General features: G+C 43.2%; 17 protein-coding genes. 13 read left to right on the top strand and 4 right to left on the bottom strand.

Annotated elements, in window-relative coordinates; genetic code table 11:
• Positions 1-9: 9 nt before the first annotated feature.
• Complete coding sequence (locus DI53_RS14310) at positions 10-996, bottom strand: glycosyltransferase family protein (RefSeq protein WP_037500998.1); 987 nt, start codon at positions 994-996, stop codon at positions 10-12.
• A gap of 113 nt (positions 997-1,109) precedes the next feature.
• Here DI53_RS14310 and DI53_RS14305 point away from each other — a divergent pair, with 113 nt between their 5' ends.
• The gene (locus tag DI53_RS14305) at positions 1,110-2,048 is read left to right on the top strand and encodes a zinc dependent phospholipase C family protein (RefSeq protein ID WP_037500996.1); all 939 of its coding nucleotides are present in this window, start codon (positions 1,110-1,112) and stop codon (positions 2,046-2,048) included.
• 50 nt (positions 2,049-2,098) lie between these two features.
• Positions 2,099-3,943 carry a TonB-dependent receptor plug domain-containing protein gene (locus tag DI53_RS14300; RefSeq protein ID WP_037500994.1) on the top strand — a complete coding sequence of 615 codons (1,845 nt, stop codon included), beginning with the start codon at positions 2,099-2,101 and terminating at the stop codon, positions 3,941-3,943.
• 34 nt (positions 3,944-3,977) lie between these two features.
• Here DI53_RS14300 and DI53_RS14295 read toward each other — a convergent pair whose 3' ends face one another.
• Together DI53_RS14295 and DI53_RS14290 are read right to left on the bottom strand one after the other, a co-directional pair.
• The gene (locus DI53_RS14295) at positions 3,978-7,619 is read right to left on the bottom strand and encodes an ABC transporter permease/M1 family aminopeptidase (RefSeq protein WP_037500992.1); all 3,642 of its coding nucleotides are present in this window, start codon (positions 7,617-7,619) and stop codon (positions 3,978-3,980) included.
• The gene (locus DI53_RS14290) at positions 7,612-8,496 is read right to left on the bottom strand and encodes an ABC transporter ATP-binding protein (protein ID WP_037500989.1); all 885 of its coding nucleotides are present in this window, start codon (positions 8,494-8,496) and stop codon (positions 7,612-7,614) included. The genes DI53_RS14295 and DI53_RS14290 overlap by 8 nt, the downstream gene beginning before the upstream one ends.
• 165 nt (positions 8,497-8,661) lie before the next feature.
• On the opposite strand from DI53_RS14290, the gene DI53_RS14285 reads away from it, so the two are divergent.
• The 9 genes from DI53_RS14285 to DI53_RS14245 all read left to right on the top strand — a co-directional run bounded on the left by DI53_RS14285 (position 8,662) and on the right by DI53_RS14245 (position 16,740).
• Positions 8,662-9,204, top strand: coding sequence for a hypothetical protein (locus DI53_RS14285; protein WP_131555291.1), 543 nt, complete (start codon positions 8,662-8,664; stop codon positions 9,202-9,204).
• Positions 9,205-9,207: 3 nt separating this feature from the next.
• On the top strand, positions 9,208-10,161 hold the full coding sequence (locus DI53_RS14280) for a DUF4407 domain-containing protein (protein WP_037500985.1): 954 nt from the start codon (positions 9,208-9,210) through the stop codon (positions 10,159-10,161).
• A 53-nt stretch (positions 10,162-10,214) separates the two neighbouring features.
• A complete protein-coding gene (locus DI53_RS14275; RefSeq protein WP_052072416.1) occupies positions 10,215-10,517 on the top strand; it encodes a DUF4342 domain-containing protein in 303 nt (100 codons plus the stop codon).
• 114 nt (positions 10,518-10,631) lie between these two features.
• Positions 10,632-11,183 (top strand): NADPH-dependent FMN reductase, encoded by a 552-nt coding sequence (locus DI53_RS14270; RefSeq protein WP_037500982.1) that lies wholly within the window; start codon positions 10,632-10,634, stop codon positions 11,181-11,183.
• Between the two features lie 189 nt (positions 11,184-11,372).
• Positions 11,373-12,161 carry an N-formylglutamate amidohydrolase gene (locus DI53_RS14265; RefSeq protein ID WP_052072429.1) on the top strand — a complete coding sequence of 263 codons (789 nt, stop codon included), beginning with the start codon at positions 11,373-11,375 and terminating at the stop codon, positions 12,159-12,161.
• A complete protein-coding gene (locus DI53_RS14260; RefSeq protein ID WP_037500979.1) occupies positions 12,145-13,992 on the top strand; it encodes a peptidase MATCAP family protein in 1,848 nt (615 codons plus the stop codon). The genes DI53_RS14265 and DI53_RS14260 overlap by 17 nt, the downstream gene beginning before the upstream one ends.
• A gap of 6 nt (positions 13,993-13,998) precedes the next feature.
• Positions 13,999-15,030 (top strand): ATP-grasp domain-containing protein, encoded by a 1,032-nt coding sequence (locus tag DI53_RS14255; protein ID WP_037500976.1) that lies wholly within the window; start codon positions 13,999-14,001, stop codon positions 15,028-15,030.
• Positions 15,031-15,231: 201 nt separating this feature from the next.
• Positions 15,232-15,828 carry an RNA polymerase sigma factor gene (locus tag DI53_RS14250; RefSeq protein WP_037500973.1) on the top strand — a complete coding sequence of 199 codons (597 nt, stop codon included), beginning with the start codon at positions 15,232-15,234 and terminating at the stop codon, positions 15,826-15,828.
• A gap of 558 nt (positions 15,829-16,386) precedes the next feature.
• Complete coding sequence (locus DI53_RS14245) at positions 16,387-16,740, top strand: DUF4377 domain-containing protein (protein ID WP_037500970.1); 354 nt, start codon at positions 16,387-16,389, stop codon at positions 16,738-16,740.
• A gap of 740 nt (positions 16,741-17,480) precedes the next feature.
• Here DI53_RS14245 and DI53_RS14240 read toward each other — a convergent pair.
• Positions 17,481-18,728 carry an ROK family protein gene (locus DI53_RS14240; protein ID WP_037500967.1) on the bottom strand — a complete coding sequence of 416 codons (1,248 nt, stop codon included), beginning with the start codon at positions 18,726-18,728 and terminating at the stop codon, positions 17,481-17,483.
• Positions 18,729-19,208: 480 nt separating this feature from the next.
• Between DI53_RS14240 and DI53_RS14235 the strand changes: the two genes are divergently transcribed.
• Entirely contained in the window at positions 19,209-22,457 is a 3,249-nt protein-coding gene (locus tag DI53_RS14235; protein ID WP_081939467.1) for a SusC/RagA family TonB-linked outer membrane protein, read from the top strand.
• 10 nt (positions 22,458-22,467) lie between these two features.
• Positions 22,468-24,234: a RagB/SusD family nutrient uptake outer membrane protein gene (locus tag DI53_RS14230; RefSeq protein ID WP_037501125.1), complete on the top strand. Its 1,767-nt coding sequence runs from the start codon at positions 22,468-22,470 to the stop codon at positions 24,232-24,234.
• Positions 24,235-24,434: the final 200 nt, after the last annotated feature.

Here is a 24,434-nt window from a genome sequence, read left to right as displayed (position 1 = left end):
TCTTTATTTTTACTTGTGTTTTTCTATGATATTGGTCACGATTTCCCGTGTAACATCGGGATAATCTACCTTTACTTTATTCTTGCCATTTAACCAAGCCTCGATGGCAAAGTCGTACTTCCGCTTCAAACTGTTGATCACCGGAACTCCCATTTGCTCGAGCGCTGCTGCATTAAGATGTTGCTCGTATTGGTTTTTCATCGGCACGACCAGCAACTTCTTGTTGAGATAAAGCGCCTCGGCAGGCGTTTCAAACCCCGCACCACACAATACGCCAGACGAATTTGCCATACTTTGGATAAAACTATCGCTCTGTATAGGGTTTATCGTTACGTTCTTAAGCGAAAATTTCTTCTTATTGTGCTTGGAATAAACATCCCACTGCACATCAGAAAACTTCGAAAGGTTTTTCAGCAAATGTGCATCATCATAAGCCGGTAGATAAACTGTATAGTGCCCCAAATCTTTTGGTTCTAACTCGCGGATCGACTGCCGGATAACGGGCGTGAAAATATTTTTGCTGTAGGCCTTAAAATGAAAGCCATACGATATACTTGCGGGCGCATAATTTTTAAGAATAAATTTACCGAGCATATCTTTTTCATCAGGCTTCGGACTTGCTGCATCAAGCGCGCCAATTTGGTGGCTCAAACCGATACAGGGAACATCCCGCGTTTGACATGCCCATGCAGAGATAGGCTCGAAATCATTGATCACCAAATCATACTGCTCCACCGGCAACGTATTTATTTCCTGAACAAATTTCCGTACGGTCGAACTTAGAAAAGTGCGCCAAAGATCCACGCCACCAGATTTACCGAATATAAAGCTTAACCCATGTAAACGATATTTCACAGGAAACGGCAACTGAATATCAGCTTGGATTCCACTTACCAGCACATCTACTTCTCCCAGATCTTGCAAAATAGGGATAATATCGAGCGCTCGGCATAAATGCCCATTTCCTGTACCTTGGACAGCATATAGTATTTTCATATCTGCATTTTTTCCGAACCCAAAGTACAAATTTTATCGAAAAAACTACTGTATTAATATATTTAAAGAGGTTGATTTTTTGTTAACTTTATATGAATTTATGCTCACCAATTATGAAAAAGAAGATGCTCATCTGTATAGGTGTCCCATTGGCGTTGCTTTGTTGCTCTTGGGGATTCTTTGCGCACAAACACATAAACCAGCGCGCTGTTTTTACGTTGCCTGCTAAGCTAGCGCCTTTTTACAAAAAACATATCGATCTGATCACCGAAAAGGCGGTAGACCCCGACAAACGCTGCTACATTGATTCCGCGGAATCACCCCGACATTTCATTGATATTGACGACTACGATGCCGGTGTTATAGACTCTATTCCAATCCATTGGTCAGCAGCCAAAGAAAAATATCAGGAAAGAACGCTCCTGGCGCAGGGCATTATCCCCTGGCAAATCCATTTCACCTATCAGAAGCTTGTTACAGCTTTCACAAAAAAGGATGTGCAGGCTATTATTCGGTATTCCGCCGATATAGGCCACTATATTGGAGATGCTCATGTGCCCTTGCACACAACCAATAACTATAACGGGCAGTATTCTGGGCAGATTGGTATCCATGCCTTTTGGGAAAGTCGCATTCCCGAAATGTTTGCGCGAGACTATAATCTTCTCGTTGGTAAAGCGGTATACATCGACAGTTCCCTCGACACCGCATGGGCGATTATCAGGGAAAGCCACGCCTTGGTAAAGGATGTGCTAAAGATCGAAAAAGAGTTGTCCAAGGAATTTCCCAAACACCGGCAACGAAGCTATATTACACGTAACAATACCCTGATATGGAGCTATTCTGATGCCTACACAAAAGCATACCATGACCGCATGAACGGTATGGTAGAAAGCCGCATGCGCAAATCCATATGGCGTGTAGGTTGCTACTGGCTCTCTGCCTGGGTAGACGCCGGGCAACCCGAATTAAATCTAAAACAGGAGGCGAAGCCCGATAATGAGGAGCCAAAAGCAAACGGCAAAATAATAGGTCGGGAGGAATGGCACTAAATGTTTTTATTGTATTAAATGATTACTTTTGCCGCTTTACTAGATAACGCATGTTAAAATACGCGATACCTTTATTGGCTTTTGCTCCGCTATTGGCCACTGGACAGGATACCACCAATATCCGGGAAGTCATTATCAACCAAAACAGGTTGCAGATTCCATTTAACAAAGACAATAGGAATGTAGAAATACTAACGGCGGAGCAAATCCGTCAGCTGCCGGCACGAAGCTTGAACGAAGTGCTTGGCCTTTTAAACGGTGTAGACCTCCGTCAGCGTGGACCCTTCGGCACACAGGCAGACATCAGTATTGACGGTGGCAGTTTCGACCAAACCTTGGTGCTGCTTAATGGCGCAAAGGTGTCTGATCCGCAAACGGGTCACCATAGTTTAAACCTACCGATCCCACTAGATGCCATCGAACGCATCGAAGTGCTGCGTGGCGCTGCAGCGCGCATTTATGGCGTTAATGCACTTACGGGTGCGGTAAACATCATCACCAAAGCAATAGAAAATACCGCTATACAGGCAAATGTATACACGGGGAGCTCGTTTAAAAACAGGGATGAGGAACAGAAACCTGGCATATACTATGTGGCCGGAACACAGCTTGGCGCTAGCCTTTTTAAAGAAAGGCATCAGCATCAACTCTTTTACAGCAAAGACAAATCCAACGGGCAACGGTATAACACCGCATCAGACAATCAAAAGGTATTTTATCAAGGAAAGGCAAAAATCGATGCCGTGAACCAAGTGGAATGGTTGGGGAGCTATATCTATAATGACTTCGGCGCAAATGCTTACTATGCAGCGCCCGGCGATCGCGACGCACATGAAACCGTGGAAACCGTCTTTGCAAGCGTGAGCTCAAAGCATCAGCTAAGCGATCGGTTTTACCTAAGCCCGCGCATAAGCAACCGCTACAATGAAGATTTTTATGCCTATACGCCTAGCGCGGTAAGTAAGCATTACAACAACAGCTTTTCAGCAGAACTTAATAGCCGCTACAGCACGCTAGTCGGCGACTTTGGCTTCGGACTGGAATCCCGCATGGAGCGCATCAACAGCAATAATATGGGTAATCATGACAGAAACAACCATGGCGCCTACGCGGAGTTCAGAACGGAAAACTTGAAAAACATTATCCTCAATGTAGGGGCTTATGTAAATTACAATACGCAATATGGATGGCAGGTGTACCCCGGTTTTGATTTTGGTTACAAGCTCGACGCCCACTGGAAAGTAGTTTTAAATGCGGGGTCGAGCCAACGAATCCCCACGTTTACCGACCTCTATATAAAACAACCGACAAGCACTGGAAATAGTGCGCTACGTCCGGAAGACGCCTGGCAGGCTGAGGGTGCTGTAAAATTTGCGAACGACCAAATTATCGCGCACGCTGGATATTTTTACCGCAAGATCAACAACTTCGTAGATTGGGTACGTTACAATCCAGAAGGGGGGGCCTATCAAGCAGAAAATCTCGGTGAAAACACGGTACGTGGATTAAACACAAATGTGGACTATCAAATACCGTCTAGTTCCACGTTAAAATTCAGAGTGAATGTAGGTTACAATTACCTAGATCCAACGTTTCGCTCGCAGAATAACGCAATCTCCCGCTACCGCCTCGAGAACCTTAAACATCAAGCAAAACTTGTTGTAGCAGCCTCGCACCAGAAATGGAATGCATCCGTAGCAAATCGCTTTAACCAGCGCGTCTCGGACGACTCTTATTTTCTTTCTGACTTACGCCTAGCTTATAATTTTCCTTTTGTTTCGGTTTATGCAGATGCGCAGAATATATTTGATGTGACGTACCTCGAAAGCGGTGCCGTCCCCATGCCCGGAAGGTGGTATACGTTAGGGCTTAGGTATCAATGGACAAAACGTTAACAAAGAAAGCGGAGCTTAAGCTCCGCTTTCTTTGTTATAGACTCTTCCTATTATCGTCAGAATTTGTATCAATCAACTTATTATACGGATCCACACCTACCTCAGTAGGTATCTCGGACACGATGATGGAAACTTTATTATCGACATTAGACACTTTATGTTTGGCAAGATAGAGCTCATGATCGACCTCGTGTGCTCCTTGCTTTTTGCGCTTCCCGAATACGCCAATCTCCACATAATCCTGAAGCGGCAGCGAGGATATTTCTTTACCCGCTACTTTTTCCTTAAGCAATTGTCCTTGCTCGTTTGCATAGGTGCGCTTACCCTTTTCATTGGTTCTATATTTTTGCACTTTGAACCTGATATCCACCTGATACTTGCCGTCGGCCAATTTCTTGTAAGAGGCCTCCTGCACATCATTATCATAGAGTGTAATTGTCTCGTACATATCTTTAATTAGGTATTGCAACGAATCTGGCGTATGCTGTTTAAGCAGGGATACAAATTCTAAGGAGTTGGTGTATGGTGCTTCTTGAAAAGCAACACGGCCAACATATTCTTTTAGAAAGTTATTGAACGCCGTCTCACCCATAAAGTCGCTCATGGCGTACATAACCACAGCCCCTTTGTTGTAATGTATATATTGCTGATTTTCATTTCGTATCAGCGGATTTTCCTTAAACTGCTCGCCGCCCCGGCCCTTTAAATAGCTATCCAACGACTCTTTGAGAAACTTGCGCATCTGGGTGTGGCCATAGGTTTTTTCTAACACTTTAAGGGAGCTGTATTCCGCCATCGATTCAGAAAGCATGGTAGAGCCTTTCACATTTGCACCGATCACTTGATGCGCCCACCACTGGTGCGCGAGCTCATGCGAGATCACGTTGTATGGATAGTCCACCGCATCTGGGTTCTCGTCATCCACTTTGGCAATGAAGCCAATGCCTTCTGAAAAAGGCACTGTATTTGCAAAAGCCTGCGCGAACGTGCCGTGCGTAACCGGGAACTCAATAACACGCATTTGGGTAAACTGGTAGGGACTAAACGAACGGCCATAGTAATCCAGCGATTTCTTCATGGAAGCCATCATGCGATCAAGATTATAGGTATGCCCATCGTGGTAATAAATCTCTAGATTGATATTTTGCCAACGCTCTTTCTTGACCGCATACCGCGCAGAAATAAACGAATAGAAATTTAGCATTTTCTGATCCATCTTGTAATGAAAGTAGCGACGCCCCTTGTCTTCCCATTCTCTTTGCAATATACCCGGCGCAATCGCAGTTTGGTCAGCGTCTGTACTCAAGGTGGCTTCAAATCGAATCCAATCGGAATCATTTGCGATATAGGTATTCTGCCGCGCCCTACTATCAGTCGGCTCGGCCATCCTGTCGCGATTAGGAAGGCCATATTTCTTCCGCACATCATTGTCGACCAGCTCAACGCGATCTTGATAACCGATGTTCGGAAAATAGCCATTATTGATAAACGTGCCGTTACTTAAAATTGGTGACCGATCATATAAAAAGTTATTCGGCATGTTTTTCACTTGAGCAAACATCGCAATGCTATCTCCGGGCAACAAAGGTGCATGTAAAGCATAAATATCGAAACCAGCTAGGCTGTCTTTCAGCACGCGTTTTGCCCCGCCGATGTGCACAGAATCCACCATATCATTATAGTTGATAAAGATAGAATCGATCTGTACATCCGTTTTGTTCTTCAATACATAATTGACCTGCGCCAAGAAATTACGGTCTGCCGCATAAATATCCAAGTTTACCTTTACCCCCACAATACGTGGCTGCGGACGCCCATCGTAGATCTTATATTTCTTCTCGTAGTCTACCTGTTCCTGCTCTTTTTCTTTGGCGGATACATAGCGTTCAACAACGTTATTTTGCCTGTAGATGGCAAAACCCAATACAGCGAAAGCAATTAAAGCCACAGCACTCGGGATATAAATAGCGGTCGTCAACCGCGTTTTAGCTGTACGCAGACGGTCTTTCACATCGGAGATAATGCCTCGCCGCCAAAACAGCAACGTAATACCACTAAGGAACAGCACAAAGAGTAGCCAATAAACCTTGTACCAGATGTAATGCCGTACATCACCGTAGCCGTTCATATCCGAAAAACTATAACTAGGCCCCTGATTAAATTTAAAAACATCTTGCTCGATGCCCACTTTGCTCAAAAGGGGAACGGCGATCACGAGAACTAAGGCTACAAAAAAACCAACGTAGTAATTTTTGAAGAACGAATGAATAAAGAGCGCAAATAGAATAAGGATGATGTAATTCAGGAAGTCGAGCACGAAAAGCTCATAGATATAATGCCCTAGTTCCAAATTGAAATAACCTTGTGCTAGCTGATAGCCAATCCCGGTCAACATACTAATTAGCTGCACCAAGCACGCAATCTTGATCATGGCAATAAATTTGGAGAGGAACAACGTCCAGTTAGGCACCGCCGTTGCATCCACGACCAGGTGCATATTCGCCAGGCTAGCACGCTGCACCAATAGCCCGGAAAAGAGGTAGATGATCAAGGTCAGGAAGAAACTGTAAATGCTGCTGGTGTCTTTAAGCATCTTCCAGGTGACGGGATAGGTCTCCGTTCCGTAGAGCTGCCCCGCCGAAGATGCCATAAAAGCAACGAGCAATATCGCGAAGATCATCATGATAATGAATATCCAGTTCCGCACAATATACCGAAAATCGTAATGCGATAGACGCCAGGCAGTCTTAAGGTAGGATAAGAAGGAGAAATCGAGATTCACCTTAGGTAAGTCGACGCGCATAATGCTACCGAAATTATTTTTGGTCACGCGTTTACCTGGCTTTGTTTTCCCTATTTGTACACCCGACTGCGAGAAGTTAAAATTCAGGTAAACCATCGCAAGGACGAACAGCCCCAACCCTAACCAAATAAGACGATTGTATAAAACGGCTCCCTTAAAAGGAATATTTCGAAAGTTTTGCTCGTCCACCGTCCAATATTTCGTTTCGAAACGCATAGCTTCAAAACCAAATGGATCGATTAATGATGCTAAAAACTCATTGTCCATATTGCTTCGCAGCTGGCCCAGAAAAGCATCAAGTACGAATAGGAAAATGATAAAAATAAAGCCGATGTAGATATTGCGCGTATATGTAACGAGCGCAAAAACAATGGCTCCGAATAGGATCAAATTGGGAATAACAAAATAAAAATAAGCCTGCAGATAAGACCAAAGGTGGTTAGGCCCCAATAGATCGGGGTTGACATTGGGCAGAAACTGCGCACCCAGAAAACCGAAGGTCGTCGTGCAGACAATAAGAATCGTGACGCAGAGTGAGCTCAGGAATTTCGCAGAAAGGTAAGACGCCTTATCCAGTGAATACGAAAAAAGGACATGATGTACATTGTATCTAAAATCCCGGTAGATCGAGCCGCCGACGATCGTGGGAAGCACAAAGTATACGAAAATAGACAAAGCATTAAGCATACCGCTCACACTTTGTGGCGAGTTTGCGTAGACCGGATTGGAGGTGGTAGCTGTAGCCTGATCAAACACACCCAGGCTAGCACTCATGCTAAATAGCGCGAAAGCGAAAAATAGCGCACCGTAGATGTAAAACGCTGGATTCTTAATCCACCGCTTCAGCTCAAACAAAAAAATCGAACTAAACATGCTGCGCTTCTTTCTTCAGGTTTACAAAATATACATCTTCTAATATTGGCTTCACTTCGCGCACGGATTCATCTGGACGCTGCTCGCTATACATCCGGATATTTAAAGAATTATCAGGGTTATAATTGGATGAAATGATATTGTACAGCTTGCTTTCCACTTCGAAGTCTCCACGTGCTATGGTTTTTGTCCAGATTTTGCCAGCAAGGCTATCTTCGCCATGCTGCGCGGTACCACGATACAACACTTTGCCCCCATTTAATATGGCCAGCTCATGGCACAGCTCACGTACATCATCCACAATGTGGGTGGAGAAAAGCACTGTATTGTCCGTACCAGTCTCACGCAATACGTTGAGGAAACGTTGTCGCTCCGCCGGATCCAATCCAGCTGTTGGTTCGTCGACAATAATCAACTGTGGCCGATTGAGCAATAATTGCGCAATACCAAAACGTTGCTTCATTCCGCCGGAATAACCGCTCACACTTTTATCCCGTACATCAAATAGATTGGTGATTTCAAGCACTTCCTGAATAATTTTTTTCCGGTCTAGCTTACTTGTAATTCCTTTGAGCTGGGCAAAGTAATCGAGCAGTTCCTGCGCCGATATATTGGGATACACGCCGAACTCCTGTGGTAAGTACCCAAGCACCTTGCGCAAGCTCATCTTATCTTTTAAGATGTCAATATCCCGAAATATAATACTGCCGCTATCTGGCTGTTGTAAGGTCGCGATGGTACGCATCAAGGACGATTTTCCAGCGCCATTGGGTCCCAATAGTCCGAACATTCCCTTGCCTATCTCGAGGTTAATGTTATCCAGCGCCTTAACGCCATTCTTGTATGTCTTCGTTAATCCGGTTATCTGTAAACTCATGGTCTGTAGTTTTTTTTTATAAGTAGACATTTGCTTCGTTTTGTTACAGGTGATGTATTTTTTTTACCGACGATCTTCGGGCTTTCGCCTACTATTTGGCAATGCTCGCCTAAAAGCACTAGCGCGTCGCGCGGTAGGCTGGTACATTTGAAAAAAATAGGGAAAATGGGTTGGTTTACACGATTTAAGAAAAATGAGCCTACCACGCAGGTAGATGCGAAGACGGTAGCACTACCTGAAAGCTCAAAGCAGATAAGCGTTGACAATAGCCAGCTGAACGGGGCCTCCATACACGATCAGCAAGGAATATTTCTGATCTACGCCTACCTACAACAGGATTTTGAAAAGCGGGGATTCGACGATGCGTTGGTCAGTCCGGATGAGGGTTATAAAAACGATAACATCCGGCTTATAAAATATGACTTGGAAATCTTGGTGCATCAAATAAAAACATACCACGAGTCGCTGATGAAAGACATTGAATTTCATATACATTCACGTGGGCGGGCAGGACTGATAGACTTGGTGGACGAACTGAAAATTAAGCAAACAGATTTAAAAGCCCATATGGACAAGGTGCAGGAATTTGAGCATTCATTACAAAGCGATTCAGGATTTTGCGAACGCGCTATTTTGGCGTACAAACGCGGTTTTATGAAAGGCATGGCTTCGATTACACAAACCTATTTACTATCAAAAAAATTCTAGAAAATGAAAGATTGGTGGCTTAAATTCGGATGCTTCCTGACCGGTTTTAACTATAACTTAGTTAGAAACTCCAGCGAACAATCCGCGAAGAATGTCAAAAAATATACTTCTGCCATGTTACTAATTGTACTGGTGTGGATTTTTATTGGTTTTAGTTTTGCTACCCGCTACTTACACTTGTCGCTCATTGGTGGAATAATCGGCGGATTACTAATGGCTTTTGTCATTATCCAGATCGAACGGATCATCATTCTTTCGACAAAGGTCAGTGCTTGGTCTAGTGGCTTCCGCATCTTGCTCGCTGTGGTGATGTCTATTCTGGGCGCCTTTATCATGGATCAGATCACGTTTAAGGACGACATCGAGCTACGCAAAGCGCAAGTCATGGATCAGCGCGTTAAACTGGCCGTCAAGCAATCTGAAGACGACTTGCAAAAGCAAATTGCGGACTTGGATACCATGATAGCGGCTGCAACCAAAAAATATGATGCTGTCAGTTTGGATCTTAAAAAGAACCCCGTCATTGTCACGACATACACCAACAACAGTGTAACCAAAGATAATACAGGGAAAGAGCTTAATAGCACGCGGTCCACCAATAGATCGGTCATGGAAAATCCAAAAAAGTTGGAGATGGAACAGCTGCATAAGCAGATAGAAACCCTGCAAACCAAGAAATTTGAGCTTGCAGCATCCATTACCACAATCAAGGAAAGGAAAGAGAAGGAATTGAAAGCATCGACCGGCTTTTTAGATGAGCTAACGCTTTTGCATGATGTGGTAACTTCCTCAAAAATAGGAATATTCGTATATTTACTGTTTATGCTGTTTTTCTTGGCTATCGAGCTCTTTGTTCTGGTTATGAAGCTTACGGATAAGGAATCAGACTATGATAAACTTCTCCAGCATCAGACAAACATTCGTATGCAAATGCTCGAAAAACTGCGCTTACCCTAAACAAGGATCCTATCAAATTGTTGTATTATTAAAACCCTTAAAAACAAAATACTATGTCAATCAAAGAAACTTTTTTCGTAAATGGTGAGAACCTTCTGAAGAAGATTAAGGAGATTATTGCCGAAGGGAATGTTACCAAAATTAGTATTTCAGATAAATCTGGAAAAGAAATAATGAGCTTTCCCGTCACTTTAGGTGTCGTCGGCGTGGTTTTCGCCCCGATATTTGCTGCCGTAGGTGCCCTCGCCGCACTATTGACAGAATGTAAAATCACAGTAGAGAAAAAGAAAGACGATACGCCACCGCCATCCGATAGCGAAGGCAATTCGGAACGAAAGGTTATCGAAGTAAGATAACAGCAATCTAAAAATGAGGAATAGCCAAAAGCCGTTCCTCATTTTTATTGCCACCCGTCAAAAAACTTAATTTGCCTACCGTTGTTTTTCTAATATCCAAAAAACGAAAATATTATGGCAGACAAAAAAATAGGTATCCTCGTCGGATCGCTAAGACGCGGATCTTTTAGCAAAAAGATAGCGCATCACTTCATTGAAAATGCTCCAGAGGGCTACAGCTTGGAGCTAGTCGAAATTGGTCAGCTCGAACATTACAATCAAGACTTTGATGAAGATGGAAGCCCAGCAAGCTACCAGCCTTTTCGGGAAAAAATCAAATCTTTTGACGGCGTTATTTTCATTACTCCGGAGTACAACCGCTCTGTTCCCGGTGTGCTCAAGAACGCACTTGATGTTGCCTCACGGCCTTACGGTCAAAGCAGCTGGGATGGCAAGCCCGCCCTCGTCGTTTCGTCGTCTATTAGCAACGTAAGTGGCTTTGGTGCCAATCATCACCTTCGCCAATCTCTTGTCTTCTTAAACATGCCAACACTGCAGCAACCAGAGGTTTACATTGCTAATGTGCAAAACCTTTTTGACGAGGATGGCAAACTAATAAAGGAGGACAGCGCTAAATTTTTAAGCGACGTGTTGACGGCCTATACGGCCTTTGTCAACAAGTTTTAAGCCTACCGCTGAGGTTTATATAAAACATTTAAAAAGGCTTACCGCTATGCGCGATAAGCCTTTTTAAATGACACGTATTGGCAACCTGAACCTTTGTTGCAGAAGGCCGCGAGGCCTGTTCCTTCCGCAAAGCTGGCAAACTATTTATCTACTCCCACGTTATACATACTGAAAGCAATCTCATACTTTATGCCAACACTTTTTCAGTATAACATAAAAAAAACAGACAGTCCGTTTTGGGCTTTTGCTATCCATGACGGTCACCATATAGATCCTGCCCTACTTCCCTATTATCAGCTGGAAGATACAGAACAGCTCCGTGAAGAAGATCCCTATACAGGTAGCATGGCAGAACTGCCCGTCAACCAGTTTATCGTGCGAACATCGCGATTTCAACTCGACATTAACAGGAAGATCGAAGAGGCGATCTACTTGACGCCGGCTTTGGCTTGGGGCTTAGAAGTTTGGCGAGAACAGCCGCCCGCAACCCTAGTGGCCACCCTACAGGAAGATCACAGCAACATGTACAAGCAAGTTGATTCTTGGATAGAAGAGACTATAGCAAGACATGGCTACTTCATTATTTTTGACCTGCATAGCTATAATGCGAAGCGATTGAACCCTGAAGAGCTTGTCGACACCGAGGCAAATCCGCAGATCAATTTAGGTACACATTACAACCAGGAACGCTGGCGCCCTGTGATAGACCGTGTGATGGAAAGTGTCAAAAATCAGCAAATTATTGATCAAGCTATTGACATTCGAGAAAATGTAAAATTTAAAGGCGGCAATTTAGCGCAACATATTCTGCAAAAATTTGGCGACAAAGGTTGTGTTCTCTCTATTGAATTCAGGAAAGATTTTATGGATGAATGGACCGGAATTCCGTTTATGCCGATGGTTCAATCTTATAAACAACTTTTGTTACATGTGCTAAAGAGCTTACAAAATATGCCCGGTTATGGAAGCGCTGGATAAAGTATTACCACAGGTATTACGAGCTATTAGAGACAAGAATCCTATTCACAAACAAATACCCAACACTGGAAAAATTGTCTTTAACAAAATAGTGCCCTACATTTTCATCTACAGGATACCTGTGGACGGAAAAGACAGGTTGCTTGCAGAATTGGCAAAGTCAGAATTAGCCAGTGTTATTTATGTTCCGGAAAAATCAAATGGTGAGATTGACCGGTGGATAACCAAGATGGCTAAGGCACTGGCAGAGGAATTTGGCACATGTCTACTGGTGGAGGTTTGGAATGCCGAGGATGAAGAACAAGCATCGGACGTGGCCATACATTTGTCGCAAAAAAATGCACTGGGTTTGGCAGAATACCTAACGAAAAATGTCCGTACAGAATCTCCAGACCTCGTCGTTGAGTTAAAGAAGGGTACCAAGCTGCCCAGCCCACCCAATAGTCCAGCTTTAGCCGATGCACAAGATGCCAAGGATAACCTTGTATTTTCTTTAGGCCTCTCCATCCGCAAGCGCTATGAGGATCGCGAGGGCAAACATTTGCCGTTGATCTTACGGAACATGCGAGAGAGCTTGGCAAAAAGCCTTTCACGGCTCTTCTTCGAGTTTGTACGGGTGCACACTAATGTGCGTGCTGCAGATTTCAAAATGAAAGTGCACGAACGCTTGAATGAAGAGATTTACGAAATTGACGCCGTGCTAGCAAAGGAAAGTCAAAAATTTGATTTTCTGCTCTTAACAACACCGATCAATGCACATGATGCCTGGCTGCAATTTAAGAAAGATAAATTTCGGCAGGCGCCTGTATTTCACTACCGTCCAATGCCCATTGATCCGGACGTAGTGAAGCGAAATCTCTACAATCTTCGCATTGAAGATATTTACGACCCGACGATAGCCTATTTATTTCGTGATAAACGGCGTGAGCTGGATGACATGATGACGATGCTAGGCTCTAGAGGTACGCCGGATTTCAAATATGGCAGTTTAATGGTATTCGGAAATGTGAGTGATAATCTTTATGAGCTGGCGAAAGCGTTGTTGATAGCTATTGATAGCATTCCGCAGCCGGAACTGCACGACGAGGATTACCTCGACGCAAACCAGTTTGCCCAGCTTGCAAAAGAAGAAATCTCTTTCCTGCAGCAGCAGGCGCCCACGTTTAGCACGAGTGTTCGGGTTCGTGAAGATATATCAGGCGTGATGGTGAATCGGGGTGTATTAAACATCAGCAAGCAATACAAAATAAGTCGGCGAAGAGCTACCGCCCTTATCCAACATGAGGTAGGCACCCATATTATCACGTACTTCAACGGAAAAGAGCAAACCTTTAGTCTGTTTAGTCAAGGTGTGCCTGGCTATGAACAATTGCAAGAGGGTCTTGCTGTTTTGGCCGAATACCTGGTGGATGGATTGACGAACGACCGACTCCGTATTCTCGCGGGGCGCGTATTGGCGGTGCAACATATGCTGATGGGACACAGCTTTGTCGAAACCTTTGATATGCTGCATGAAGAGTATCGATTTGACCAGGAAACAGCGTTTACCATGACGATGCGCGTCTATAGATCAGGCGGACTCACGAAGGACGCGCTCTACCTACAAGGTTTTACTGAGCTCATTCATTACATACAGGAAGGAAAGGATATTGATATCCTGACCATAGGAAAGATACGGGAAGATTACCTACCCATTATAGCAGATTTGATGCAGCGTGGCATTTTGAAACAACCGCTACTGAAGCCACGTTACCTGCAGGATCCTTACGTCAATAAAATAAAGGATGTGCACCATTTCGCAAGCATTTTTAAAATGATAAACTACGAATAAGTATATATGAATATAGCATTTTTAATCAACCAAACCCACAAAGAAGAAGTCATCTTTACAACCACCTTACTGGCTTTTAAAGCACATAAGCGTGGCCATAGAATCCTGTATATCGGATTAGCCGATTTTTCTTATCAAGGAGATCAAAGTGTAGGTGCACACTGTCGAATAGTGGAACCTTCAGATCAAATTGCGGATGAGGAAGCGTTGCTTGAGCATTTAAGAGAGACGGAAAAAGTTTATGTAGATTCCAAACAGATGGATCTGCTATGGATTCGATTTGATCCCGTGCTAGACATGATCAGTAGACCTTGGGCGGCTGCCACGGCACTCCAGTTTGCCCAGTTAATCAAACGGCAAGGCACCTGGGTGATTAATGACCCCGATAAATTGGTGGAAGCATCGGACAAACTGTATTTGGAACATTTTCCGAAAGAGATACGACCGAAAACCGTAATCACACGCAGTTACGATGATGTCATTCAATTCTTAGATCAGCAGGAAGATCAGCTTATCTTAAAGCCTTTAAAAGGCTCGGGCGGGAAAAATGTATTCTTACTTAAAAAGGATGAGCGTCATAACCTTAAGCAGACTGTAGAAGTCATCGCTCGCGATGGCTATTTGCTTGCACAGGAATATCTGCCGGCTGCAACCAAGGGCGATATACGCTTTTTCCTTGTCGATGGAAAGCCGCTTGCTATCGATGGGAAGTACGCCAGCGTGAACCGTGTTCAGCAAAAAGGAGACATCAGAAGCAATATACACCAAGGCGGAACCGCACAAGTGGCAGTAATTGACGATAAAATTCTCCAAACGGTAGATAAGGTGTCCAAAAAACTTCATGACGACGGGATGTACTTTGTCGGCCTTGACATCGTCGGTGATAAAATTATGGAAATTAATGTGTTTAGTCCCGGCGCCTTAGGGCATGCCGGAAAACTTAATAATTGCGACTATGCCAGCCTATTGCTAGATGACGTAGAGCAAAAACTATCAGAACGGAAACAAAAAACGGATAACACAGCTAAAGGCGTATAACGTTGCCTTTATTTCAGCAAAACAGTGGCCGTTCTAGAATTTCATCAGAGACGGCCACTGCTATTTCTACGATATGCATGAATAGCATTCGTACATATGTTGCATGTATTACACTTTGTTACAAACCTTTTAAAAATATAATGGTTCAGTAGTAAACTACTTCGTTTGGAAAGACAGCGCGGTGGAAGACTATAGAACAAGATGGGGATACTCAACCAAACACTTAGCAGCGAGTTTTGCGCATTACTGAAAGCGAAAGATCGTAAAGGTTTTGAGCTGCTCTATGACCAGTATGGATCAGGAATTTATAACCTAATACATAACTGTGTGGGCTCTGAGCCGATTGCGAAAGAGCTTTTTCGCGAGGCACTGTGTGCGATATGGGAAAATATCAATCAATTTCTCCTACAAAACGAAACCTTCTTCGTATGGTCCGTGTCTGTAGTTGGCAAGATAGTGAGTGCTTACGTTGCACAACATAATAGTTCAAACGATAGCGTGCATCGTGACGGTAAAGATGTAGGTAATATACGGCCAATCAGCTCATCGAGCAAACATGGGATTCCACTGAATGTCGTACCGGCTCGTAAAGATGCGTATCCCACCGAATTACGAACAATATATCTCCCGTCGGCTTCCCCGACAGATTTATCGGCAGCCGTCGCTACTGTGGAGAAAGACAAGAACCCCAATATCTCTCAAATCAGCGTAGCGAAACACATTATGCAAGTACTTCGCGAAGCAAAGCAAGCCAAACAACGCGCAACCGAAGCTGCAAACCATAAAAATTCAGCGTAATGGGCTGATCGTCTTCTAGATATTTCGACTGCAAATTTATACAAAACACTTATTGCTAAAAATACGGACGCACCTCCCAGCATACCCTTCGAAAATTCTGATTTAATTATGCATACCGCGAAGCAGCGTGCATTGCTGCAGTCAGTTTCTGGTTTATCCACAAACCAAGTATATTGATCGAATAAAATCAGTCAATTTATAATGAAAACACGTGAACCACGAGACAAACAATTATATTGTCAAGCTAGCTAGATAATGTCGTCAATGCTGGAATGTGGATCAAGTATCCCCTAGTATAAAATGTATAGGAATATTCTAGCCAGTGTAGTTAATGATATAATTTTATATCTCCTTAAACTCACCAAAACAGGCAATAATTCTTTTATTTTTTAAAAAAGAAAACGTAACATAAATTTTACCATTTTTAAAATACAATAAAGAAATATTTTTATATTTTTATATAAAATAATGTTTAAAGCATAAATAGCTAACATAACTCACCTTATTCACCAATATTGTCTCGAAGCATCTACACTTGAAGTAACTAATTTTTATCTTATGAAAACAAGACCTATTATAAATTTTGCTCTTTTCGTTTTAATTTTATCAGCCTCCTGCAGTAAGGAGGATTCCGATCGCACCTATGTTACACAGCTTCAAATAGAACCAACTATCGAGTACATCGCACCCCACCCTCCCGCTCGCCCAGACTTGCCGAAAGATATACCGGCATTGCGTGTAAGGGAAAATAATGATCAGGAATATTATTTGGGATTACATGAGATTGATGGTTTTATCTTTGAGGAAGGGTACCGTTACAATATAGAGGTTCAAATCACTATTTTGGCGAATCCGCCTATAGATGGAAATCCTAAAACCTACAAATTCCTTGATATAATCTCGAAAGAGTAATAACTATAGATAAACAATGTCAGATTATGAAAAGAACAGTTTTTGTACTAGGCTTATCAACATTCTAATTAATCACAACCCTAAACTAACGTCTAGTTGCTGTTTAAATCTAATAAGTAGCAGCCTTATTACTTTAGCATATTTTTTCCGAACGGATCTCTATAGCTCATCGCCTTATTTTTTAACGGAACGGATTCCGGTCACTCATCTCCTAAAACCTACATAATTATGTAAATCACCTCCTAGTGGAAGAAAACGAATATCGCCGTTTTTGATCCGAATGTTCTAATTTAATTCTAATCTAGTTTTTATTAGGTTTTAATATTTTGCGCATAACTTTATATTAAAATAAGTGACTACATTTTAGTAATTCATAATGTATTATTCATGGTGGTTAGAGGGTGGCCTCCCGCAACGATAAAGTTTAGGAGGCACCCTTCTTTATATCCCTTGAAAACTTAATACATCACTTATTCGCGGTATCCTTTTGTAATTTACCTAAAAATACCTCCGGCATTTCCAAATGCTCAAGTCCACAAAGTTATGACTGAGCGAACCGGAAGTATCAGGCTCAAACTACAGCACAAAAATATTTTAGAAAATATGTACTTGCTAAAATTTGTTTGAACTATTTCAATAGTAACGTTGTTCGTAGGATGATTTAGTTTGGATAGCTTCTATATTTAAAGCAAATAAAAGTCCCCTGTCGAGAGATACGGGGCTTTTTTAGTGGGATATGCTCAATACGAACGTTCGTTATTACTGATAAGCATGTCTAGATATTGGTTAATGGAAAATAACACAATACCTTTTATCGAACCATTTTTTCCAAGCGTTGAAACTTCAAGCCGACAGCTATTTTCCAGGGCGTTCATGGCATAGGTTTGGATACCCTGCTGAATAGGTAAGGTGATTAATGTACCGGCAGCGGCGAATTTGCCGCTCATAACAATAAGCTCCGGATTGAATAATTGTATTAAATAGGAAATAGCTTTTCCTAAATTTTTACCCAAATTATAAATAAGACCGATCGCATATTGATCTCCCGCGTGTGCAGCTTCAATAATATCTTGCGGAAGTAGGGTTTCTACATCGTAGCGCTCGCTTAATAATGTAGGCATTTGTTGATTGATATCTTCACGGGCTCTATTTACCAGGGCAACGCCCGAAGCCACTGTTTCTAAACACCCGCGCTTCCCGCAATAACAGAGCTGTCCATCTTCTACAAACACCATATGCCCTACCTCTCCTGAAAAGCCCTCATGTCCCATATACACTTCACCATTAATCAGGATTCCCAATCCAATACCCCAATCCATCTGAATGATCAATACGTCCTTCAAGCCCCGTGCAGCACCAAAATTTAGTTCGCTTAAAGCAGCCGCCTTGACATCATTTAACAGAAAGACCTTTTTCTTAAACACGTCTTCGAGATGAGCCTGCAAGTTAAAACCCGGAGCTATAAAAAATGTTTGGTTCTCCCCTTGCGCGGAATTGACTAGGCCAGGCATCAATATGCCGATCCCGTTTATGTTGTTCCAGTCTACGTTTAGCTCATCTACAAATTGCTGTATGACAGCAGTTAATTGACTGACTTCCGAAGCATCTTTACTCAATGATAAGGAATAGGATCGTCCTTCATGAATAACGATATTATTATTATCTAAGACGACTAAACGAACCGCGAAGCGTTCCACTTCTAAACACAAAATATGGAATACTCCATCACATAGCTGATACAGGTTAGGTTTCCTTCCGCCTAAAGATTCGCCCTTCTCCTTCTGCTCTATCAAACCATCATTTACTAGTTCCGCTAGGATATTATTTAAGGTGGGTAGGCTGAGGTTAACAAGGCTTGCTATTTCACTTACTGATAATGCTCTATGCTCAAAAATGGTTTTTAAGATCGTTAATTTCAAATTGTTTACTTTGCGGATTTTCGCAGAAACTGTTTCCGCGGTTAGCTGCAGCTTGCCTATGGTTCCCATTTTATACGATTAGTAGATTGGCTTATTTGCTCAAGTTAGCTATAATAATCTATTATTGGAAATATCAAATATTACATCGTTTAACATTAGTTTTTTAAAAATTTTACAAAAGTGATCCCGTTTATCGCAAATTTTAACTAGCTTTAAGATGTTATATAAGTGACCAAAATTAGAATTATATGCTGGTTTTAATTCGGCTAGGATAACACTAACATCTACCTAAACAAACTTGTTCTAACAACTATTCCCTTTCCAATAAGATTGAAAAAGACTAGTTGAGGAAAAAGATAAATCTAACATTGTATAATGAATCTACGAGACCGATCTCCACCAGCAAGATAATGTAAGCAAAAGTTGTGCAACACGCTCTTCCTTAAACCACTTTTTGAATTCGCTCTTTTTAGGGACGATTACTAACTAACAACATGCCTGAAGGCTCTTCTCCCCCTCGGGAAGAACTTCACTAATAAAACTACTTTTATGAGAAAAAAGACATTATTCGAACGCTCGAACGCCTCCTGTCTGCTGCTCTTTTCCCTTTTCCTGATGAGGCAAGAGGCGAAAGCGACCCTATTGCCGGAATATAATTTGCTTATTTCGGTAACGCAACAATCACTTATCGGAACCGTGTTGGATGAAACCGGTCAACCGATCACCGGAGCCACCATTTCGGTAAAGAACAGCACGAACGCCGTATCATCAGACTTAGACGGAAAATTCAGCATCGCTGCACAGCGCGGCGATGTACTTGTTATAAAATACATCGGCTACACCACACAAGAACTAACAATCGATAACCAATCCAGCCTTTCCATTACGTTACAGCCCGATCAAAGTTCGTTGGAAGAGGTTGTCGTTGTAGGCTATGGCACCCAAAAAAAGGCGAACATCACCGGTGCCATCAGCAATATTAAAGCAGATGACCTTGTTCGTGTATCACCCTCAAACCTTTCGAATACACTGGCGGGCCGTGCTCCAGGCGTGAACGTCACTAACACCTCTGGTATGGCTGGTGCCTCATCACGGCTTCGGATCCGCGGCAGCTTTGCGGAGCCACTTTACGTAATTGACGGAATAGTGCGGGATAAAGCGGCTTTCGATGTTTTGGAAGCCAATGAAGTGGATCAAATGAGCTTTTTAAAAGACGCCGCCACCGCAGCCGTGTACGGAACGCGGGCTGGAAACGGTGTTGTCGTCGTGACTACAAAAAAAGGTGTAAGTCAAACGCCGGTATTCAATGTACAGAGCAATTATACTTTTAATACCCCTACCCAAACATTGTTAGCTGATCTGACCACTGCCACAGACGAACTTACCTATCAAAATAGAGTAGCAGAATTTCAAGGACTTCCTATACCTAATGGGGAGGAAGAATTTGCCTACTTTGCCAACAGAAGTTACAATGCCAATGATTTGATCTGGCGAAACCCTTTCAGCCACCGGCAGTCTGTGAGCGTAAACGGGGGCGGTGATCGGATCACCTATTTTGCACTGGTCAACTATCGGGGAGAAAATGGGTCGTATCAATCATTGGATCATGAGAAGTTTAACCTACGAAGTAACGTTTCTGCAAAAATTTCCGATGCGTTTAGTATAGATCTTAATATCTCAGCTAACCAAACGAACTCCAACCGCTTCTTTTGGCCTTTCAGCACATCGTCAAACGATGATGATTTCGATGTGTCCGATTTCTATCGCGTGACCTTTAACTGGCCCAAGATGTATCCGTTTTATTTAAATGAAGATGGCACGCCGTCTTCCTCTGCGACACCCTTCCCAGTGCAAACGCCTATGGGAAGCTGGCAAGCCTGGAATGTTATTGATCAAGTGTTAGGCGATCGGTATATCGATCGGAAAGTACGACAGGTAAACCCTATCCTTTCGCTTAATCTAAAACTAGATAAATTATTACCCGGCTTATCGACCAGAGTGGTAGGAAGCTATCTGGCGGAAGACTATCTGCGCAAGCGCTACATGAGTTTTCAAAAAAACTACACCTTTCAATCGCTAGACCCTTCGGGAAATAGGTTTATACCTGCTCCACCCGATGAAAATAGAATCAACATATTTACGTTTAGCCAACCGCAGCCTTTTGTAGATTACGTTTCACAGCGGAAGTGGGAATATCAACTGAACTGGTTTGTAAACTACACTCGCACTTTCGGCAGGCATAACATCGACGCTATGCTCTCGCTTGAGCAATGGGAGTTCGGATTGACAAATATTAACTCACTTGCCGAAAATCCAATTACAGCGTTAGATCAGATGTTTGTCTATCCAACAGACCGTACGTTTCGTTATACCAACGCTTTTGAAAACATAAACGCCCGTCAAGCAGCCATTGGTCGGGTTAATTATAATTTCGCGGATCGATACATTGCAGAATTCTCCTTTCGGTATGATGGTGCAGTGCTATTCCCCGAAGAAAAACGATGGGGATTTTTCCCATCCATGTCAGCCGCTTGGCGTCTATCCGAAGAGAACTTTTTTTCCGGAATCAAAAACGCAGTAAACGATCTTAAGCTCCGGGCTTCCTATGGTACGACGGGCAACTATCTCGACGAAAATGCAAATCCCATCAGTCAGTTTACATACGCGGAAAAATACAACACCACGACAGGATCCATCTTTGGTGATCGGTATTATAACGGACTAGCGTACGGTAATACGCCGAATCCATTTGTCACTTGGACACGATCGCAGAGCTTCAACGCGGGTATCGACTTTGCCTTTCTAAAGCATAAATTAAGTGGTAGCGTGGATGCCTTCGTAAGAAAAGAAACCGACATCCTGGCAAGCAGGACAATCCGCCTGCCCGACACATACGGAAGAACGCTGGCTAAGGAAAATTACGCAGCTCGGAGTTATCGCGGTGGGGAAATTACGATGAATTGGAACGATAACCTCGGGGAGGTGTCATACGGTATTTCGGCGAATATTGGCTATGCTATTGACCGCTGGGATATTTATGACGAAGAACCGGCTTATGGTCCCAACGGAAATATGCATTTTCTTTCACGGGTTGGAAGACCTCACAATCGCATCACTGGTTTACGAGCCGTCGACCTGGTGCGGACACAAGCACAACTTGATGAATTGCTTGCATCGGGCTTCACCACCTATGGTAGAGCACCTTATCTAGGTATGATCTTGTTCGACGATATACGCGGAGCAAACTACAGTAACGGTGGCGATGGTAAGATTGATGAAAATGATGAAGACCTACTTTCCACAAATAATTCCCCTCGCTACAATTATGGAGTCGGGCTTAACGCTGCTTGGAAAAACATTTCCATATCCGCGTTGTTTCAGGGCGTACTCAAATACGACAGGATGATTAGCAACCAGGAAGGGGGTGGCGTACGCCAACATGGAGGAACCTTTAGACCTTACTACCCCCTTTGGGCGGATGATGTTTGGACAGCGGATAACACAGATGCAAAATATCCAAGACCGGTAGGCAGCAATTGGGCTGAATCGGGAAGCATGGCGTCAACATTCTGGATCCGAAATGGTGCTTATATGAGGCTGCGCGACCTAAATATCGCATACGCCATGCCTTCCGATTGGGCAAACGCGATCAAGCTAAAAAGCGTCAGTATTTTCTTTAATGGATCAAACCTGTTCGTATTATCCCCTATGACAGAGTTTCAAGATCCTGAGCAATTAAACTATGATTCTTATCCCGTCATGAAGACTTTTACACTGGGATTAGATGTTAAATTTTAAAGGACAAATCATGAAAAAAATATTTCAAATACTACTAGCTTCCTTATTGTTCGCATCCTGCAGCAACACCCTTTCTATTGAAGATCTACAATCTTTGGATGAAGAAAAGGTATGGAATGACCCTAATTTGGTCAATGCCTACCTATCGAATCTATACACGTTATTTGGCAATTGGAATACACAGGCTGATATATACAGCGACCAACTTGTGAACGTGAGCTTCACAACTAACCTCGTGACCATTCAAAACGCAACATTTAAGTCTTGGGATTACGAAGAAATCCGTAAGATCAACACCGCCATTGAAAGAGTGGCGGCAAGTACAGGTTTGAGCGATGACCTAAAGAGAAATGTGATCGGCCAAGCCTTATTCATGCGTGCTTATGTCTATTTTGATATGGTCAAGCATCATGGCGGCGTGCCCTACGTAACAGTGGCGCAAGACCTATCCACGGACGATTTGCAAGTGCCCCGAAACAGTACGAAAGAGTGCTTCGACCTTATGGTTAAAGATTTAGATGAGGCAATAGCCTATCTGCCTAAAACCATACAGAAAGGTTCTGCAGATTACGGTCGTATCGACGGGAATTTCGCTACGGCGTTTAAAGCTAAGGTTTTACTTTATATGGCCTCCCCGCAATTTAATCCAACAAATCCCTATAGCAATGCATATTGGGCGGCCGCCCATACAGCCAACAAGGCGGCTTATGAGCAGTTGCTCACAGAAGGCTATAGCCTGACGGCTGACTATGCGAATATAACGCTGCAGGAAAAAGGTCCGGAAGTTGTTTTTGCAGTCATCAATGCGTATCCGAACAAAACGGCAAGCTGGGATAATGGCGTTCGACCAGGATCAGAAAGCAGAGGACCGGCCAATGCCGTTCCCAGCTGGGAGTTTGTACAGGCATTTCCCATGGCTGATGGTAAAATGTACAACGATCCAACCGGGAAATATTACCGTACAGATGACGAGTTTCTGCAGCGCTATTGGGAAAATCGCGACCCTCGGTTTGAGAAGTCCATCGTCTGGAACGGTAAACTGTATGAAGTATCGCGAAAAGTAGGCAAGCGCCAGTACACATCACTTGGCTTAGCAGACGCTTTGGATGATTTCGGCATTAATCCAAATGCCGGTGTAAGCTCGACCAACCTTAGCCGGTATAGCGGATTCTTTATTCTTAAAAATAGCCGTCTTTCTTTGCTTCAAACAGAGGTACAGACGCAATACGACATCGATTTTGTCCTGATGCGATTCTCTGAAGTCTTATTGAATTATGCGGAGACGGCAAACGAAATGGGTGACTTTGCAACGGCCATGGCATTGCTACAGCAGATCCGCCAACGTGCTGGCATTGAGCCGGGTGACGATGGCATGTATGGCATCAGCGCCAGCACGAGGGAGCAACTCCGAGAGGAATTGTTAGCAGAAAGAAATATCGAATTTTGCTTTGAAGGTCATCGCTTCTGGGATCTCCGCAGGCTACGCAAATTGGATCTCCTTGATGGTATGATAAAGCATGGTGTTGAAGCGATAGCTGTGAATCCGAACGGAACAGACATGGGGCTGACCATGGCTAAGCAGTTGGCGGATAATTATCAGCTTGTAGAAAGTCAATTTCGTTACAGTATTTTACAGGTTCCTAATGTGGGCGAAAAGGTTAATCGCGTTCCCGAAACGTTCTACTTTTTTCCTATCCAACAATCTGTGATGGACAGAAGCCCTAAAGTGGAACAAAACAGCAATTGGGGCGGGAGTTTTAATCCTACTTTAGATTAAAAGTATGCTAAATTGCTCATCGGCCCTCTGCGGTAATAAGTCGCAGAGGCCGATGTTTGTTTAAAATGTCCTCTTACCACATGGCGGCCTGCATATTTTCTTAAAAAAATCGAATAACCAAGAGCCCTTCTTCGGATTTTTGAAAATGTTCGGAAAAAGATTAGCTACGTGTACTTTTGTCGCTTAAAGTGGAAGATAAT

The organism is Sphingobacterium deserti (genome assembly GCF_000757725.1).
Lineage (GTDB): Bacteria > Bacteroidota > Bacteroidia > Sphingobacteriales > Sphingobacteriaceae > Sphingobacterium > Sphingobacterium deserti.
The sequence above is the reverse complement of the archived record's forward strand: the minus strand, read 5'-3'. Positions and strand labels throughout refer to the sequence as shown.